The organism is Acinetobacter sp. DL27 (genome assembly GCF_055810995.1).
On sequence record NZ_CM147947.1, the window covers coordinates 3,189,655 to 3,206,777 of the forward strand.

The following is a 17,123-nucleotide window of genomic DNA, read 5'->3' on the forward strand; positions in this document are numbered from 1 at the left end:
AGTGAACAAAAACAAAGTCGGGTTAAATACGTTTTGGTAATTGGCTTGCCCAGTTCATTAGGCGCGTTGCATCATTGGTACGTGCTGCAGAGGAGTCCGCGCCCAATAATACCACTACTGCTGGACGGTTATTTAAAGTGGTATGCATCACCACACAACGACCGGCTTCATTAATGAAACCTGTTTTTGAAATATTAATATTCCAGCCACCGTTACGAACTAAGGCATTGGTATTATTTGATTTTAAGACGCGGTAACCCAAGTTAAAATCATAGCTTGCTGTGGTTGAGAACTGACGAATCAGACCATATTGTGATGCGGCATTGACTAAAATACCCAAGTCACGTGCTGAAGCGACATTACCTGGATGTAAACCTGTAGATTCCATATAATGGGTTGAAGTCATACCCAAGGATTTTGCTTTGGCATTCATCGCCGAAACAAAGGCTGAGCGACCACCCGGATACGTCCGTGCAAGCGCTGATGCTGCTGGGTTTTCTGACTTCATTAATGCAAATAACAATGCTTCTGCACGGTTCATACTGTCCCCTGCACGCAGTGACGAGCTTGAACTTTTACAACCCGAACAGGAAAAGTCCGCTTGCTGTAAAGTAATGTTTTCAGACATATTTAAACGCGCATCTGAAATCACCACCGCCGTCATCAGCTTAGTAATCGAAGCAATTGGCAGCGCGGTATTACTGTTTTTACTGTACAGCACTTCACCTGTATTGCCATCCATCACCAGTGCTGCACGAGCATTCACACTGGGTTGGTTGGAATATTTCGAGGTATCGAAAATTTGTACCGTTTTTGAGGTACTGTTGTTCGTCACCACACCATTGGAACTGCGAATACTAGTGGTGACTTTTGTTGAACCCTGAGGAGCGTACTCTTCAGGATCTTCCATGAGATCATCATTCAGAAACTGTTCTGCATCTGCTGCAGACCAGCTCATGCTTGCTTGGCTAGGGCCCGAGCCCGGGTTCATCACCAAGTCTGCAAAGCTATGGGTACTGACCGTCGTTGCAATCGACCATCCCAATAGATGCATTAAAAATTTATTTGATTTTTTCACTTTTCTTCACTCAACTTCATAACCCATAAGATACATTTGCGTATTCACGCCAATATGCCTTACATTTGTACACAATGCGAACAGCATTGACGTCGACAGCGTGCATATCTTTTCAAATAAGCCTAAGAATAGGATTGCTAATTTTGTCGTTTCATTGCAAGCTTATTTTGCTTTATGTAACAAAAAATATGGTTTTTATAGTGAGGAAGAGCTAGGTGATCACAGTTTTAGTGGTAGATGACCATGAGTTAGTACGTACAGGGATTTGTCGAATGCTCGAGGACCATGCCGATGTTCAAGTTATTGGCCAAGCTGAATCTGGTGAAGAAGCAATTAACCTCGTCCGTCAACATCACCCAAATGTGGTTCTATTAGATGTCAACATGCCAGGTATTGGTGGAGTTGAAACCACACGCCGCTTACTACAAACCGCACCCGAAACCAAAGTACTGGCGGTCAGTGGTCTAGCTGAAGAACCTTATCCTTCCCTGTTACTCAAAGCTGGCGCCAAAGGCTACATTACCAAAGGTGCACCTGTGACCGAAATGGTACGCGCCATTAATAAAGTGATGCAAGGCGGCAAATATTTCAGCGCTGATATTGCTGAACAACTGGCTAGTTCTTATCTATCGGATACACAAACCTCGCCTTTTGATGCTCTGTCTGAACGTGAAATGCAGGTGGCGATGATGGTCGTGAATTGCATTAGTGCACAGGAAATTTCTGACAAGCTTTTTGTGAGCGTAAAAACGGTCAATACTTACCGTTACCGAATTTTTGAAAAGCTCAACATTGACAGTGATGTTAAGCTGACTCACCTTGCTATTCGTTATGGCTTAATCAAACCCTGATGCAAGCTGACTAACACCCGCATGCTGCAATACTCAACCAATATTCAGTTAAATCAATACCGTTTAGGTGTTTGGTATGCGTCTTATCGACTGTTTATTGGTTGTTGTTTGTTGTTGGTTTATCTGCTGACCTATGAGCAGTTGTTTTCGAATTATCAATATCCAGTATTGTATCGTTCTGTCCTGATTGGCTTTATTTTTATCAGTGCCTTTCAGCTATTGAGCCTCAAGCATGTGCGCAAGCGCATATCACTTCAGCTCACCTTGTTGTTTATTGTCGATGTCATTAGCCTCAGTTTACTCACTTTCGCAACCGATGGTCCGAACTTACAGTTAAGTTTATTGTTTGTGATCACGATCTTTGCCTCTTGTGTATTGGTCGATAAACAAAAAGCGCTCATCATTACCTTGATTGCTGTAATTACACTGGTTTATCAACATTTTATTGGAACGCTATTTTCAATTAGTTCACTGAATACCATTGGCAACAGCGCCGTGCTCGCCTTTTTGTTCTTTGTAGTTTATGGGTCTGGACAAATTGCAGTCCGACGTTTTCAAGTGCTTGAAAATTTGAACTTCTATCAATCCCAAGAACTGGACCAACTACAAAACATTAACCGTTATATTTTAGAGCAAACCGAGCTCGGCTATTTGGTGCTCGATGAAAACTGCCATATGGTACTCATTAATCCTGCCGCATGTACATTATTGGGCATCTCCCCAATTTATGCCTATGACAAATATCCTTTATATAAGGCACAGCCTGATTTATTTGAACTCCTCAAATTCGACCAGCTGAAGAATGGAGAAAAATTCCAATTTACATCTCAACTGAGCCGCTTTCAAATTCAGATCGAAATTCAAAAACTACAAGTCCCGAATCAGACACTGACTTTATTAGTCCTGCAAGATGCACAAAAAATTAATCAACGTGTACAACAACTCAAGCTGGCTGCACTGGGTCAACTTTCTGCGAGCATTGCACATGAAATTCGCAACCCACTAGCAGCCATCACGCAAGCCAATGAATTAATGCAAGTCAATGACCCACAACAAGAACTGTTGCATAACATGATTGCCAAACAAGCCTCAAGGATTGATAAAATTATTGGCGATACACTGAGCATGGCACGCAGTAAAGAAACCTATCCGACCTTAATTGATGTCGCCGCTTTTTTAGAAGATTTTATCGTTGAAGATTTGCCCGATGTCAAAGATCAAATTGATTACCGCATTTCCGATCAAACTCAGATTCAGTTTGATGAACAACAACTGAGACAAGTGCTGATCAACCTGATTCGAAATGCCATCCGGCATAATGCAACGGAAGCTGAACATATTCAAATTCGCGTCTATAGCTATAAAAACCTTGTTCACATTGAGGTTTGCGATTTTGGAGACGGGGTCACCAAACAGGATCAAAGTACCCTGTTTGAACCGTTTTTTAGTACCTCCATCAATGGAACTGGGTTAGGATTATATTTATCCCATAGTTTCTGCGAAGCCAACCAAGCTAAGCTATACTATGTAGAACAAAAAATAGGGGCATGCTTTCGGATTGAATGCCCCCGTATAAACAATGACGTGTAATTTTTGGGGTTAACCGTGGAAAAAAAACCACTTGTTTTATTGGTGGATGACGAACAAGACTTATGTACACTAATGCAAATGTCTTTAAGTCGGATGGGGATTGATACTCATATTGCCTATCGTTTACAAGAGGCGGTTCAAGCCCTGAAAACGCATCAATACGATGCCTGTCTAACCGATCTTAATTTACCCGATGGTAATGGACTGAGCTTGGTCGATTTTATTGCTCAAAATCATCCTAATTTGCCTGTTGCAGTACTGACTGCTTACGGCAATATGGATATTGCGATTGCAGCACTGAAAGCTGGTGCTTTTGATTTTGTCAGCAAACCGATCAACCAAAAACATTTAGAGCAACTTTTACAAAAAGCTTTTAATCAACCCATCAGTCAGCTGCATATCCAAGAAGATACGCTTGAACATCGTCTGCTGATTGGTCAGTCCCTTCCTATTCAGCAGCTACGCATCACCTTAAAGAAAATTGCACGCTCGCAAGCCCCTGTCTTTATTACTGGTGAATCGGGGACCGGCAAAGAAGTGGTGGCTAATCTGGTACATCGCCTGAGCAACCGTAATGAAGGGCCATTTATTGCCATTAACTGCGGTGCCATACCGACTGAACTGATGGAAAGTGAATTGTTTGGGCACCGTAAAGGTAGCTTTACAGGGGCGACTCAAGACAAACAAGGGCTGATTCTATCTGCACATGGCGGCAGTTTATTTTTAGATGAAATTGCCGAGTTACCGCTCACTATGCAGGTGAAACTACTACGTGCGGTACAAGAAAAACGCATTCGCCCAATTGGGAGTGACACCGAAATTGATGTCGATTTCCGTGTGATTAGTGCCAGTCATCAAGACTTAGAAGCACTGGTGCAACAAGGCAAGTTCCGTCAGGATTTATACTTCCGCATCCATGTCATGGACATTGTACTGCCAGCTCTACGTGAGCGTGGCAGTGACATTATTCTTTTGGCGCAACATTTCATTCACAAAATTTGCCAAGAATGGGACATCCCAGTCAAACCACTGAGTGAACGTGCACGTGAGTTTTTATTGGCCCAATATTATCCAGGTAATGTGCGTGAACTACGCAATATGATGGAACGTGCTATCACCTTAAGTGATGAAAGCAGTATCGACTTACCACACTTGCAAACAGCCCCACTGCGACCGATTGCTCAGACCAACTATACCAATGCCACGCAACAAGGTACTGTTGGCAATGATCAACTCAGTCATGTGCCTTCGTGTAAATTGCCCGAAGAGGGGTTAGAGCTGTATTTAGAAAAAATTGAAAAAGAAATTTTGATGAATGCGCTCAATCTCACTCATTGGAACAGAACACTAGCAGCTAAAAAGCTCGGTATGTCTTTCCGTTCTTTACGTTATCGCTTGAAGAAATTCGGGCTAGATGGCGAAGACGATTCCGTTTAAAGGCTTAACGACGGTTAATTAGAATCTCTGCCACATGTTCAACATAGCTTTCGTCTTTGAGTTCATGTGGCATCGGATACACTTGATTCGGTGCAATCCCCACCCCCTCAATCATTTGTCCACTTGGGGTGTAATAGTGTGACACGGTCATTTGTAAGGCGGCACCATTGGAAAGCGGAAACAGTTTTTGCACCACGCCTTTACCATAACTTTTTTCACCCATCACCCACGCCCGTCCATGCTCCTTCAACGCAGCGGTAAACACTTCAGCGGCCGATGCAGAACGGTCATTAATCAAAATGCCCACTTTTAAATTTTGAAACTCGAGGCTAGGTAAGGCCTGAAACTGCTGATCGCCCTCGGAACGACTTTTAGTCGAAACAATCACGCCTTGGTTTAAAAATAAATCGGCAGATTCAACTGCAGCAGACAACAGTCCTCCGGGATTATTTCTAAGGTCAATCAAGACCGCTTTTAAACGCGAAGACTGATGCTCTTCTATCAATTGCTGAATTTCATTGGCCGTGTCCTGCTGAAACACACGCACCTTAAGCACCAAAACTTGGTTATTCAACAATTGCGCCTGAATATCGGTTTCAACTTTTCGAGTTCTGACCACATTGATTGGTGTGGCGTTGGTTTTTAATTGTAGACTGACGGTACTGCCAATCGCCCCACTGAGTAAATCATTGACCTGTGACTGATTGAGCTTACGTAATTCTTGATCATCTATTTTAAAAACGGCATCAGCATTTCTTAAGCCCAGTTTGCTAGAATCTGAGTCAGGTTTTAATCCACGAATTTGCCATTGCTGTAAACGAGTATCAAAGCTTAAACCGAAATCGACTGAAGCCAAATCCCCTTCAGTATATTGCACCAGTTGCTTATATTCTTGAGGAGATAAATAGCGCGAATAGCGGTCTAAACCACTAACCAAGCCTTTAATGGCTTGTTGGAACAATGCCTCATCACTGCGTTCAGCCACATAATTGTCTTTGACTAAACCGTAGATTTGCACAAATTGTTGAATGGATTCAATCGGAACCTCAACATAACCTTGTTCCAATTCATCATCAAAAGCGGGTGCTGCCGCTGTTTTTGCAACAGCCCCCATCGGGTGGATCAGACTCAGACCTAAAGCAATCACTACACCTATTGAAGTCCACGATGCTTTTGCCATTTACCCACCCAAATTGATTTATACGTCTAATGTAATTAAGTTACGACCTTGCATGTCTGCTGGAACAGGAAGATGCATCAAGCTTAACAAGGTTGGTGCGACATCGGCCAGTACGCCACCCTCAGCAATGGTTGCTTGAGTTGGGCCAACATAGATAAAAGGCACCAATTCTGTCGTATGCTGGGTATGCACCTGACCACTGTGATAATCCTGCATTTGTTCAACATTACCATGGTCAGCCGTAATTAACATATGGCCTTTTTGTGCCATCACCGCTTCATAGACACGGCCTAAGCATAAATCAACAGCTTCCACTGCTTTCACTGCAGCATTAAACACGCCCGTATGACCCACCATATCGCCATTGGCATAGTTCACCACCAATAGATCAAACTCACCTGAGTTAATCGCAGCCACCAATTCATCGGTTACTTCATAGGCGCTCATTTCTGGCTTGAGGTCATAAGTAGCCACATTCGGTGATGGAATCAAAATACGTTTTTCACCTGGGTATTCATCTTCACGACCACCACTGAAGAAGAATGTCACATGTGCATATTTCTCAGTTTCAGCAATACGTAATTGGGTTTTACCAAGGCCTGAAAGATATTCACCAATCGAGTTTTTTAATGCTTCAGGCATATACGCCACAGGTGCATCAATACTGGCTTGGTAGCGTGTCAACATCACAAACTTAGATAAGTTTGGTACAACTTTACGCTCAAAGCCTGCAAAATCTTTTTCAACAAACGCTTTGGTAATTTCACGCGCACGATCCGCACGGAAATTCATAAAGACGATGCTGTCACCATCTTGAACTTTCACGGCATCGCCAATGCGTGTTGCTTTGACAAATTCATCAGATTCGTCTGCGGCATAAGCCAATGCTAAACCTTCAACTGCTGTAGCTGCAGTACGTGTTGCTTCAGACTCTGTGAGTAAACGATAGGCTTGTTCCACACGGTCCCAACGGTTATCTCGATCCATCGCAAAATAACGACCAATCAGACTCACAATACGACCTTGATTTGGATATTGAGCAAACAATGCATCTAATTTTTCTAAAGAAGGCTGTGCACTGCGTGGCGGGGTATCACGACCATCTAAGAAAGCATGGAGATACACGGTTGCACCGCGTTTTAACGCAAGTTCAGCCATGGCAACAATATGATCTTCGTGTGAATGCACCCCACCTTCAGACAATAGCCCCATGATGTGCAACGCACCACCCGCTGCTTTGGCTTTTTCAACGGCATCAACCAAAACTTCATGTTCGAAAAAAGCACCCGTACGAATGTCTTTGGTGATTCGGGTAAAGTCTTGATAGAGCACACGCCCTGCACCCAAGTTCATGTGGCCCACTTCAGAGTTGCCCATTTGGCCATCTGGCAGACCCACGTCTTCACCAGAACCTGAAATTAAGCTATGCGGATGCTTTGCTTCAATCGCTGTTAAATTCGGTCGATTTGCTGCTAAAAAAGCATTGTCTTCAATCGCTTCACGGTGTCCCACACCATCCATAATGACCAGTACGTGAGGGATTTTGCCAGCAGTTGCATCCGCCATAATAAGCACTCTTTTTTGTCTACAAATTCATCGCTCTATCTTACCGAATTTTCGGTCAAGACTCTATGCAGGCATGATGGTTTAACACCATCATCCGCATTGTTTTCTTCAATATCGTACAGTTATCGTGCACGTTGTAACAAATAACCACCTGCGACAAACATCAGTAAAATCGGCACAAAAACAAACCATGCGGGTGAAGGCGAATACACCAAACTTGCATAACCCAAGAAGTCTTGTAGGTAAAAGAAACCTAGGCCTGTAAACAGTGCAATCACCAAACGAAAGCCCATCGATTGTTGGCGCAGTGGGCCAAAAATAAAGGAACAAGCAATCAACACTAAAGCAATCAAGGCAAATGGAGACGCCACTTTCTGCCAAAAAGCCAACTGATAAGTTTTTGGTACTTGGCTGTATTCATGCATATAGCTCATGAAACTGACCAATTGACTCGGTGAAAGGTCTTCAGGATCAATCGTCACCATGTGCACATATTTCGGTTGCAGTGCCAGTGCCAAAGGCGTTTTAGCGGCCTTTTGTGCCGTAGCGTTGCCTGTCGGCAGCAAATCAACTTGGGCCGTATTTTCTAAAATCCAATGACCATCTTGCACAAACTGACCTTGCTCAGCATTTAAAACGCCTTTCAAACGAGCATTATTGTCAAAGTCGACCACTTGCACATTTTTCAGCTGACCTTGAGAGTTGGCATAATCGACATAAATAAAACGCTGCCCTTCTCGTGTCCAGTAACCACGTACTTCACCAAGTTCAGCCGCAGTTCGATGGCTTTTCACACCTTTGGCTTGCTCATTGGTATAAGGAATCACCCATTCACTTAAAGCGAATGACAGTACCACCAAAATTAAAGCCGAACGAATCACCCAACCAACAATCCGCCAAAGACTCACCCCCACCGAGCGCATCACAATCAGCTCACTGTTTGAAGCCAAAGTGCCGAGGCCCAATACCGAGCCAATTAACGCGGCAATCGGTAGAATCTCATAGAGATATTGCGGTGCTCCCCACAGTACATAACGTAAAGCATCCCAAGCACCATAACCTTCTTTAAGGGAGCCTAGCTCACCCAAATAGGTAAACAGAATTTGCAAGACCGATAAAATAGCGGTAGCACCCAGCATCGCCATCGCGGTGGTTTTGGTCACATGTTTTGCGACTATACGACGTGCGAACATGATTAAGACCCCGCTCGTTGTAATGTTTTCTTAATTTTCGGGGCCAGCTTTTGTTTACGCGAAAACAAAGCCGCTGCTATCGCATAGATCACCAAGATCATTGGATAAGCCCAAATCCCCATTTCTTCTTTACTGACTCGGGTTTTAATGGCCATCAGCGCCACGATTAAACTGGCAAAAATAAGCAATGCAGGGAACAGCTTTAAGTAACGGCCTTGGCGCGGACTCACTTCAGATAAAGCCACAGCGAGAAGCAACGCCACTACAATGGCAAACGGTACAAAAATACGCCAGCCCAACTCACTCGCCACGACAGGATCATGACGATTATCCCAAAGTTTCATGGTGGACAGTGCTTCAACATCGGCACTTTCAAACTTCGCTTCTTTATCATTTTCTAAACGTAGGCGATAAGACTGAAACTCGGCTTGGCTATAACGCGGCTGTCCCGGATAAATTTCATAACGGCGACCTTGCACCAAATCCACCACATTGGCGGGATCATTTTCAATTTCAACCCGCGTGGCTTCTTTGGCCAAAATCATCACATCAGGCTTACCTTCTGCTTCAGCGCGTTGATAGAAGAAGATATCTTTGAGGTTCTTACGGTCTTCGGATAAGTCACCCGCATAAATGGTATAAGGCCCCGATGAAATAAACTCTTTGGGTCGAACCAAATCAAAACCAGTACGCACCGCCTGACTGGTGGTGAGCTGCTCAAACTGACGCACACCCCACGGCGCCATCCAAAGCATCAGCACGGCTTGAACAGCAAGAAACACCACGGTCATAGGAATCAGCAGTCGCCCCAATTGGTTACGACTGACGCCACTGCCATTGAGTACTGCCATTTCATGATCGACATACAGACGACCAAAAACCAGCATCAGTCCAATAAAAAAGCCTAGAGGAAGAATCAGCGTTAAAAATTCAGGCAAACGATAGCCAATAATGCTAAATAAAATACCTGCATCTAAGCGACCCTGCGCGGCTACGCCAAAATACTTGATCAAACGACCGCCCATCATGATCAAGGTCAATAAGGCGATCACAACCAAGGATGTCGACACCACTTGTTTGACCAGATAACGCCGAATAATCAAATTAATTCTTCCAAAAATAGGTGAATAAAAACTAGCGCTAGTTTACCCGAATAGTGAAAATATAAAACCTGTACTCTTGTTGCACTTTGCAACTCTATTCATGTTAATGTTTCAGTGGTTTAATCATTTTCAAACTTTATAAGGCTTAAATAAAACTTATGAAACTCTCTATTAATACGTCATTCACAGAGAATACGTCTAGCCAATTTTTGTTGATATTAGTAGATTCTGAAAACACGCAACACCTTGCAAATGCTTATCAAATTAATGATTTAAACAACTTAATTGAAGCGACTCAGTTTAAAGCCGCATTTAATGAAACTTTGAGCCTCATTGGTCAAATTCCAGCAAGCCCCAATGCAGCCTTGATCGGGGTGGGTAAAGCCGCTGAATTACAAGCAGCAAAGCTGGTGAAAATTGCTCAAACCATTATCAAAGCTTCACAAAAAAAATTCAAACACATCAGTCTTGACCTTTCAGCTCTTCCAGCTGAACTCCATTATTTATTTGCCCTCAGTTTGACGCAAGCGGCATATGCTTTTGATGAATTCAAATCGAAAAAAGCCGACAACGCGCTTGAACAGATCAGCCTGATTGCCGCTGAGTCGCCGCTGAATGCTGCACAACTTAAACTGATTGAAGCTGTGCAGTCAGGTCAAAGCTTTGCACGTGACTTAGGCAACCGTCCGGGCAATATCTGCTTCCCTGAATATTTGGCAGAGCAAGCCTTAGAACTGGCAGCCCAATATCCTGACCTACTCCGTGTTAATGTCCTTGATGAGCAGCAAATGGCTGATCTGGGCATGCATTCCTTCCTTGCGGTGAGCAAAGGTTCAGACCGCCCAGGCCGTATTATTACCCTTGAGTATCAAGCTGAACGTACTGAAGCCCCAGTGGTCTTGGTCGGTAAAGGAATCACCTTTGATACAGGTGGCATTTCATTGAAGCCGGGTGCTGGTATGGATGAAATGAAATACGACATGTGTGGTGCAGCATCGGTTCTAGGGACGCTCCGTGCCCTGTGTGAATCACGTTTAGCCATTCATGTCGTAGGTACGATTGCGGCAGCTGAAAATATGCCGTCAGGTAAGGCTACGCGTCCAGGTGACATCGTGAGCACCATGAGCGGTCAAACCGTTGAAATTTTAAATACCGATGCAGAAGGTCGTTTGGTGCTGTGCGACACATTGACCTATGTAAAACGCTTTAACCCTGAACTGGTCATTGATATTGCAACCTTAACGGGCGCCTGTGTCGTGGCACTCGGTTCAGTCTTAACAGGTATGTTTACCCCAGATGACAAACTTGCGGCCGAACTATCTGAAGCAGGTCAAAATAGCTTTGACCGCGTCTGGCGCATGCCTGTGATTGATGACTATCAAGAACAGTTAGACTCTCCATTTGCCGATATTGCCAACATTGGCGGGCCTAAAGCTGGTGCCGTAACTGCAGCGTGCTTCTTACAACGTTTCACCCGTGATTACCGCTGGGCGCATTTGGACATCGCAGGTACAGCATGGAACTCGGGTGCCAATAAAGGGGCAACCGGTCGCCCAGTACCCCTATTGATGCAATTCTTAGCTCATCGTGCGCAGTCTAATGGCTAATATTAGCTTTTATCTATTTGAACAAAGTCCTGAACGACAAGTCGAAAGTGCTTGTCGTTTATGTCGTAAAATCTTGCGTCAGCCAGAGCGAATCTGGCTGTATGCAAGCGACCCTGAACTACAACAGCAATTGGATGAACGTTTGTGGAGTTTTGATGACACGAGCTTTATTCCGCATGGCATTGATCAAATCGATGCGCGCATTTGTATCTCAGACCAACTGCCTGAGCAATCCGACTGGATTGTGTTCAATTTTAACGATCAAGCTCTTGAACAGTTCGAAAAATTTAGCCACATTATAGAAATTATTGAAAATAACGAATCGGCCAAACAACAAGGTCGTGAAAAATTTAAACAATATAGACGTCTCGGGGTTGAAGCTCGAACCTTCAAGCTTTAATTGATTCCCCCGTCTAAATAAGGAGATGCGTAGTGGCATTGAATGTTGGTCCAGATTTTAAACAGCGCTGGTTAAATGTACCTGATGCTGTTCGTCAGGCCTTTATTGATGACCTGAGTCGCGTCTGCGATGTACTCAAACCTGAAACAGGTTTGCACAGTTGGATTGAACAAGACCAACGCGCTCAAGCTGTCTCGACCCAACGAATTGAACAAGCGTATGCTGATCTGAAAGCACAGCTGATTGAAGAAGCGCGGATTCGTAAACAACAAGCGTTAGAAAAATCACTGGCAGACAAACGCGCAGCACAGGAAGCTTATGCGGAGAGCCTCAAAAAAGATGAAATCCGTCAGTTCAATGAGCAAACCCAAGCTTTAAATGTGATGCGTCAAAGTGTCGATCAAGAAATTTTGAGCTACACCGCACGCTATGAGAAAACGCCTGAACAAGCTCTGGACTATGCCAAAGGTAAATTTGGCATTGATGACTCAAAAATTTTGTCAGAGTTAGAAAGTGTCCGTTTACGTTTAGAGCTTGAAGCGGAAACCTTAATTGAAGAGTCCATAGCCAGCTACCGCAGTAAGCTGCAAGCCGCGGCTCAAGAAGAAATTGACTATATTTTAAAAAATTCAAACTTTTCTGATGAAGTGGTGTCCAATTCTGCTTAACAGGCCTAGGCTTCCACTCAAACTCACTTCGGTGAGTTTTTTTATGCACCCTTGTTTTGCTCGGCTGATGTGGTCTGTCTCGATTTCAAACCAACACATCAACCATAAACGATAAGGTATTGCCCACACCATAACCAATCGCCAACAAACTACCAATCCAAATCAGGCCACCGGTCACGTTATACCACATAAAAGTCCCCAAGCTCATATGCCCTGCGCCCGCAGCAAAAGGCGCGAAAGAACGCACAAAAGGAATAAAACGTGCCACTAAAATGGTTTTACCACCATGCTTTAAGAAATATTGATTGGTCTTCATCATATATTCGGGTTTCAGCCAACGCGAATGCTGATGGGCAAATTTAAAGCCCAGCTTCTGACCGGTATAATAATTGACGATATAACCCAATACCGCAGCAATCATCATCAAAATACCCATGGTGTGGATATGGATTAAATCCGAGCTAGAACATAGGGCACCAATGGCAATCAGTAAACTGTCACCCGGCAAAAAGAACATAAAAACGAAACCGGTTTCTGCAAAAATAATCAGAAAAAGAATCGCATAAATCCAAAGGCCGTATTCTGCAAGCAGTACGGGCAATAATTGTTCTAGATGGAGAAAAAAATCAATCATTGTCACCGATCCGTGCAATGAACTGCGTACTATCTTTCATCATACTCAATTGCTTACCTATTCATTTCAAAAGAAAAACTCCCTCATTTTGGGCAAATAGGGAGCTCATCTTTTGTCTATTCTTGCTGCAATCTAAACGATTTTTCTATTTCAAGAAACCATTTTGTGCCAAAAAGTCTAAACTAATTTTAGATTGTGGGGGAGTTTCCGCAGCTTTGTCACCCATCATCAGACGTTCAATGTAGCGTGCTAACACATCCACTTCAAGGTTCACTTGACTGCCTGCCTTCCACGTTCCAATGTTGGTTCGTTCAGCCGTATGCGGAATTAAATTGAGGCTTAAAATACGCCCACGCAAATGATTAATGGTCAAACTGATCCCATCGACCGTAATCGAGCCTTTTTCTGCCAAGTAACGTGCAATCTCAGCTGGCGCAGTCACTTCAAAATAAAGCGAACGTGCATCTTCACGCACAACGGTGATTTCACCCACAGCATCGACATGACCTGACACAATGTGTCCACCAAAACGTGTGGTGGGCAACATCGCCTTTTCCACATTAACACGTTGTCCAACTTTCCAGTGGGCTAATGTGGTTCGGTTCAAACTTTCACGTGAGACATCGGCCGCATACCAGTGCTCACCCCAGTCAATCACCGTGAGGCAAATGCCATTGGTGGCAATCGAGTCACCCAAATGTACATCTGACATATCAAGATCCGTACCAATGCGCAACCGCACATCACCACCGACATTTTGTACGCTTTCAACTGTGCCTAGACTTTCAATGATCCCTGTAAACATTTCTGATTTCTACCTCTATATTTTTACCACAGCGCCAACTGTGTCGTGACCCCAGATGTATCGACCCCGCCCAATTCAGCATAATGGTATAACTGCCCCAGTAGCTGACGAATTGGCGGACCTGACTTGGCATGGGTATCGGTAATCACAATAAACTCTAACACACGCGCACGCTCAGACTGACGCTGTTTACTCACGCGATAACGCGGTACATCCTGCGTTAATAAAGTCACGCGACCTCGCTCCAAATTGGCTTTGAGCAAGTCCCCCGCTTCAATATTACCATCGGTTGAATAACTGGTCAGAATGTAACGTGCATTGATGGTGGACAGTAATTTCTCGTATGCTTCTTTAGCATACTTTGACGAGTTATAAGGACTCGGACGCTCTTTGCGCCACGCACGGTCAATTCCGCTTTTAAAACCTTTGGTGTCTGGTGTCGGCAAATCCACCTGATCCCATAGCGTTAATGCATTTAAGACATGATAGTTACTGCTGTAAGCATGCTGGTTATAGGGTGGATCTAGATAGGCTACATCGACCTCAAAACTACTCATTTGGTTGGCCAAATGCTGCGCATCGACACACCACATTTCAGCCATCGGGTTCTTTTGCTTATTATCACCCACTTCACTAAAGCGACTTGGGGTCAACCACAGCAAGGATTCAATCCGCTCTAGCGCTGTTTGGGTTTTACCGCCCCAACCGTGGTGGAAGCTTTTAAAGACGCCGGAAGTATTGCTGACAAAACTTGCAGAATACAGCAGCGGTGCCAATAAAGCAGACATCTCCACATCATCGATTGCACCTTGTGCCTGCCATGTGGCAATTTGCTGACGAATCGCATCGATACGCATGCCGTTGCGACGTTTGAAGAACAAACGATCTCGGCTTGGATCATAGATCTCATCATTTCGCGGACACAGATTATGCGTTACCCAGCCCTTAACTTCAGGCAAGCGGTTTAAATAATCAATGGCTTTTTGATAACCACCCAACTCTTTAAATGCAGGCGCTTCGGTACAAGCCAAAATGGCATGGTTCAGCGCATGGCTATACGGTTCCCAGTCGTTGGCAATCACGCGATAACCATTTTGACGCGCCAAACGCGAGACCACGCCCGAACCCGCAAAGAAGTCGGCAAAAATAGGCGCACGACCATCTGCACGGTTTAAAGTCCCTGTACTCTCAAGCGCCTCTAAAATCAGATGCAACAGACGGCGCTTATTCCCCAAATAAGGAACAAGTTGATGAAAGAGATATTCATCGGTGGTACGTGCCGCGTGACGACGTTTATGATAAACCGTAGACTCTGAACTCATAATGACTCTTGAGAAGGGATAAGCGTTAAGCGCACATCATCACCCAATTGTGTGACATCCATGAGCTTAAAGCGGAGTTGCTCTGCCATCTGAGAAAACTCAGCATTGAACATTGCACGTGCAGACTGACCCAATAAGGTCGGTGCCACATAACTAATCATTTCATCGACCAACTTTTCTTGTAAAAAAGCCGTCGATAACGTTGCACCCGCTTCAACCATGACATCGTAAATTTGATGTGATTGAACCAACTGCTTTAATAACTGATCTAAAGGTTGTACAGCAAACTGTAGCACACCTAAATCGGCCAATGCTTGACGATAAGGCCCCATTACCATCACGGTATCTGGTTGCTGTAAAATTTGGGCCGTCAAAGGCAAGCGGCCTTGACGGTCTAACACCAGACGTTTCGGTTGTACAACCGTTGTCAGATCCGCAACACCCTGCAGCTGTCTAACATTGAGCTGAGGATCATCGGCCAATACGGTTTCAATGCCCGTGATCACGACACCAGAAATGGCACGAAAATGCTGAACATCCAACCGTGCAGCTGGGCCTGTAATCCATTTTGACTCACCTGAAGCCATCGCCGTTCGACCATCTAAACTAGAGGCAACTTTTAAACGCACATAAGGTCTACCTGTAGCCATGGCTTTTAAAAAGCCCGCATTCAACTGATGCGCTTCGGTTTGGCAAATACCGACAACGACCTCAATGCCTGCTTCTTTTAAAATTTGTACCCCTTTACCGGCCACCAAGGGGTTGGGATCTGGACAGGCAATCACAACACGCGCCACACCTGCCTCGACCAAACCTTTGGCACACGGCGGTGTACGCCCATAATGTGCACAAGGTTCTAAAGTGACATAAGCCGTTGCGCCTTGGGTCTGTTCGCCCGCTTCGCGCATCGCAAAAACTTCTGCATGTGGCTGACCCGCTTGAGGGTGATAACCCATCCCCAGCAACTGCCCATCTTTGACAATGACACAGCCTACATTTGGATTTGGCTTGGTGCTGTATTGACCTTGCAGTGCTAAAGCAATCGCTTGTTTCATCCAAGCTTGGTCGGCGTGTAAAGCACTGGACTGTAATTCAGACATGGATGCCAACTCGCTTAATGTTCACGTTGTTGCATTTGTTCAATTTGGTGGCGAAAGGCGTCGACATCTTGAAAGTCTTGATAGACCGATGCAAAACGCACATACGCAACATGATCTAACGAAAATAAAGATTGCATAACAATTTCACCAATGGTGCGTGATTTCACATCTCGCTCACCTAAACGGCGGATTTGCAGCTGAATATCACTCAAGACGGTTTCAATTTGCTCTTGCGTCACGGGACGTTTTTGTAAAGCATGCATCAAGGAACGACGCAATTTTGCTTCATCAAAAGGTTCACTTTTGCCATCCGACTTGATCACACGAGGCATGACCACTTCATAACTTTCAAAGGTTGTGAATCGTTCACCACAACTAATACATTCACGACGACGACGAATTTGACAACCTTCAGCGGCCAAACGTGAGTCAATCACTTTACTGTCTTCAGCGTTGCAAAATGGACAATGCATAGTGGTTAAATTGAACAAATTTGAATGGTTTTAGAGTGTAGCAAAAATTCGGTGTTTTGTAGAGTTTTACGCTAGATATAGAAAAAAAACAGCCCTTTCGGGCTGTTTCACACAAT

General features: G+C 44.4%; 16 protein-coding genes. 6 read left to right on the forward strand and 10 right to left on the reverse strand.

Annotated elements, in window-relative coordinates; translation table 11 throughout:
- Positions 1-22 precede the first annotated feature (22 nt).
- Entirely contained in the window at positions 23-1,078 is a 1,056-nt protein-coding gene (locus tag AC0KVP_RS15360) for a serine hydrolase (protein ID WP_473337745.1), read from the reverse strand.
- Positions 1,079-1,293: 215 nt separating this feature from the next.
- Here AC0KVP_RS15360 and gacA point away from each other — a divergent pair, with 215 nt between their 5' ends.
- From gacA to AC0KVP_RS15375, 3 genes are all read left to right on the forward strand, one after another.
- A complete protein-coding gene (gene gacA / locus AC0KVP_RS15365) occupies positions 1,294-1,929 on the forward strand; it encodes a response regulator transcription factor GacA (RefSeq protein WP_004692836.1) in 636 nt (211 codons plus the stop codon).
- A gap of 21 nt (positions 1,930-1,950) precedes the next feature.
- Positions 1,951-3,519, forward strand: a complete 1,569-nt coding sequence (locus tag AC0KVP_RS15370) for a sensor histidine kinase (protein ID WP_473337746.1) — start codon at positions 1,951-1,953, stop codon at positions 3,517-3,519.
- A gap of 72 nt (positions 3,520-3,591) precedes the next feature.
- On the forward strand, positions 3,592-4,956 hold the full coding sequence (locus AC0KVP_RS15375) for a sigma-54-dependent transcriptional regulator (RefSeq protein ID WP_473340560.1): 1,365 nt from the start codon (positions 3,592-3,594) through the stop codon (positions 4,954-4,956).
- A gap of 4 nt (positions 4,957-4,960) precedes the next feature.
- Here the strand turns inward: AC0KVP_RS15375 and AC0KVP_RS15380 are convergent, their stop codons facing one another.
- The 4 genes from AC0KVP_RS15380 to lptF all read right to left on the reverse strand — a co-directional run bounded on the left by AC0KVP_RS15380 (position 4,961) and on the right by lptF (position 9,998).
- Positions 4,961-6,136 carry a S41 family peptidase gene (locus AC0KVP_RS15380; RefSeq protein ID WP_473337748.1) on the reverse strand — a complete coding sequence of 392 codons (1,176 nt, stop codon included), beginning with the start codon at positions 6,134-6,136 and terminating at the stop codon, positions 4,961-4,963.
- 18 nt (positions 6,137-6,154) lie between these two features.
- On the reverse strand, positions 6,155-7,702 hold the full coding sequence (gene gpmI, locus AC0KVP_RS15385) for a 2,3-bisphosphoglycerate-independent phosphoglycerate mutase (RefSeq protein WP_218289287.1): 1,548 nt from the start codon (positions 7,700-7,702) through the stop codon (positions 6,155-6,157).
- A gap of 122 nt (positions 7,703-7,824) precedes the next feature.
- Complete coding sequence (lptG, locus tag AC0KVP_RS15390; protein ID WP_218289288.1) at positions 7,825-8,895, reverse strand: LPS export ABC transporter permease LptG; 1,071 nt, start codon at positions 8,893-8,895, stop codon at positions 7,825-7,827.
- Between the two features lie 2 nt (positions 8,896-8,897).
- Positions 8,898-9,998 carry an LPS export ABC transporter permease LptF gene (lptF, locus tag AC0KVP_RS15395; protein WP_004978580.1) on the reverse strand — a complete coding sequence of 367 codons (1,101 nt, stop codon included), beginning with the start codon at positions 9,996-9,998 and terminating at the stop codon, positions 8,898-8,900.
- A gap of 158 nt (positions 9,999-10,156) precedes the next feature.
- Here lptF and AC0KVP_RS15400 point away from each other — a divergent pair, with 158 nt between their 5' ends.
- Genes AC0KVP_RS15400 through blhA form a run of 3 tightly spaced genes read left to right on the forward strand, consistent with a single transcriptional unit; the run spans position 10,157 to position 12,673 of the window.
- Positions 10,157-11,605, forward strand: a complete 1,449-nt coding sequence (locus tag AC0KVP_RS15400) for a leucyl aminopeptidase (protein WP_224467701.1) — start codon at positions 10,157-10,159, stop codon at positions 11,603-11,605.
- Positions 11,598-12,005, forward strand: coding sequence for a DNA polymerase III subunit chi (locus AC0KVP_RS15405; protein ID WP_183174695.1), 408 nt, complete (start codon positions 11,598-11,600; stop codon positions 12,003-12,005). Before AC0KVP_RS15400 ends, AC0KVP_RS15405 begins: the two co-directional genes overlap by 8 nt.
- A gap of 32 nt (positions 12,006-12,037) precedes the next feature.
- A complete protein-coding gene (gene blhA, locus AC0KVP_RS15410; RefSeq protein WP_473337754.1) occupies positions 12,038-12,673 on the forward strand; it encodes a cell division protein BlhA in 636 nt (211 codons plus the stop codon).
- 85 nt (positions 12,674-12,758) lie between these two features.
- Here the strand turns inward: blhA and AC0KVP_RS15415 are convergent, their stop codons facing one another.
- From AC0KVP_RS15415 to nrdR, 5 genes are all read right to left on the reverse strand, one after another.
- Positions 12,759-13,307, reverse strand: a complete 549-nt coding sequence (locus AC0KVP_RS15415; RefSeq protein ID WP_473337757.1) for a VTT domain-containing protein — start codon at positions 13,305-13,307, stop codon at positions 12,759-12,761.
- A 145-nt stretch (positions 13,308-13,452) separates the two neighbouring features.
- Positions 13,453-14,112: a riboflavin synthase gene (locus AC0KVP_RS15420; protein ID WP_010325687.1), complete on the reverse strand. Its 660-nt coding sequence runs from the start codon at positions 14,110-14,112 to the stop codon at positions 13,453-13,455.
- A gap of 23 nt (positions 14,113-14,135) precedes the next feature.
- Positions 14,136-15,434, reverse strand: a complete 1,299-nt coding sequence (locus tag AC0KVP_RS15425) for a DNA adenine methylase (RefSeq protein WP_004692850.1) — start codon at positions 15,432-15,434, stop codon at positions 14,136-14,138.
- The gene (ribD, locus tag AC0KVP_RS15430) at positions 15,431-16,534 is read right to left on the reverse strand and encodes a bifunctional diaminohydroxyphosphoribosylaminopyrimidine deaminase/5-amino-6-(5-phosphoribosylamino)uracil reductase RibD (protein WP_473337760.1); all 1,104 of its coding nucleotides are present in this window, start codon (positions 16,532-16,534) and stop codon (positions 15,431-15,433) included. Before ribD ends, AC0KVP_RS15425 begins: the two co-directional genes overlap by 4 nt.
- A 14-nt stretch (positions 16,535-16,548) precedes the next feature.
- Positions 16,549-17,007, reverse strand: a complete 459-nt coding sequence (nrdR, locus tag AC0KVP_RS15435; protein ID WP_004692852.1) for a transcriptional regulator NrdR — start codon at positions 17,005-17,007, stop codon at positions 16,549-16,551.
- Positions 17,008-17,123: the final 116 nt, after the last annotated feature.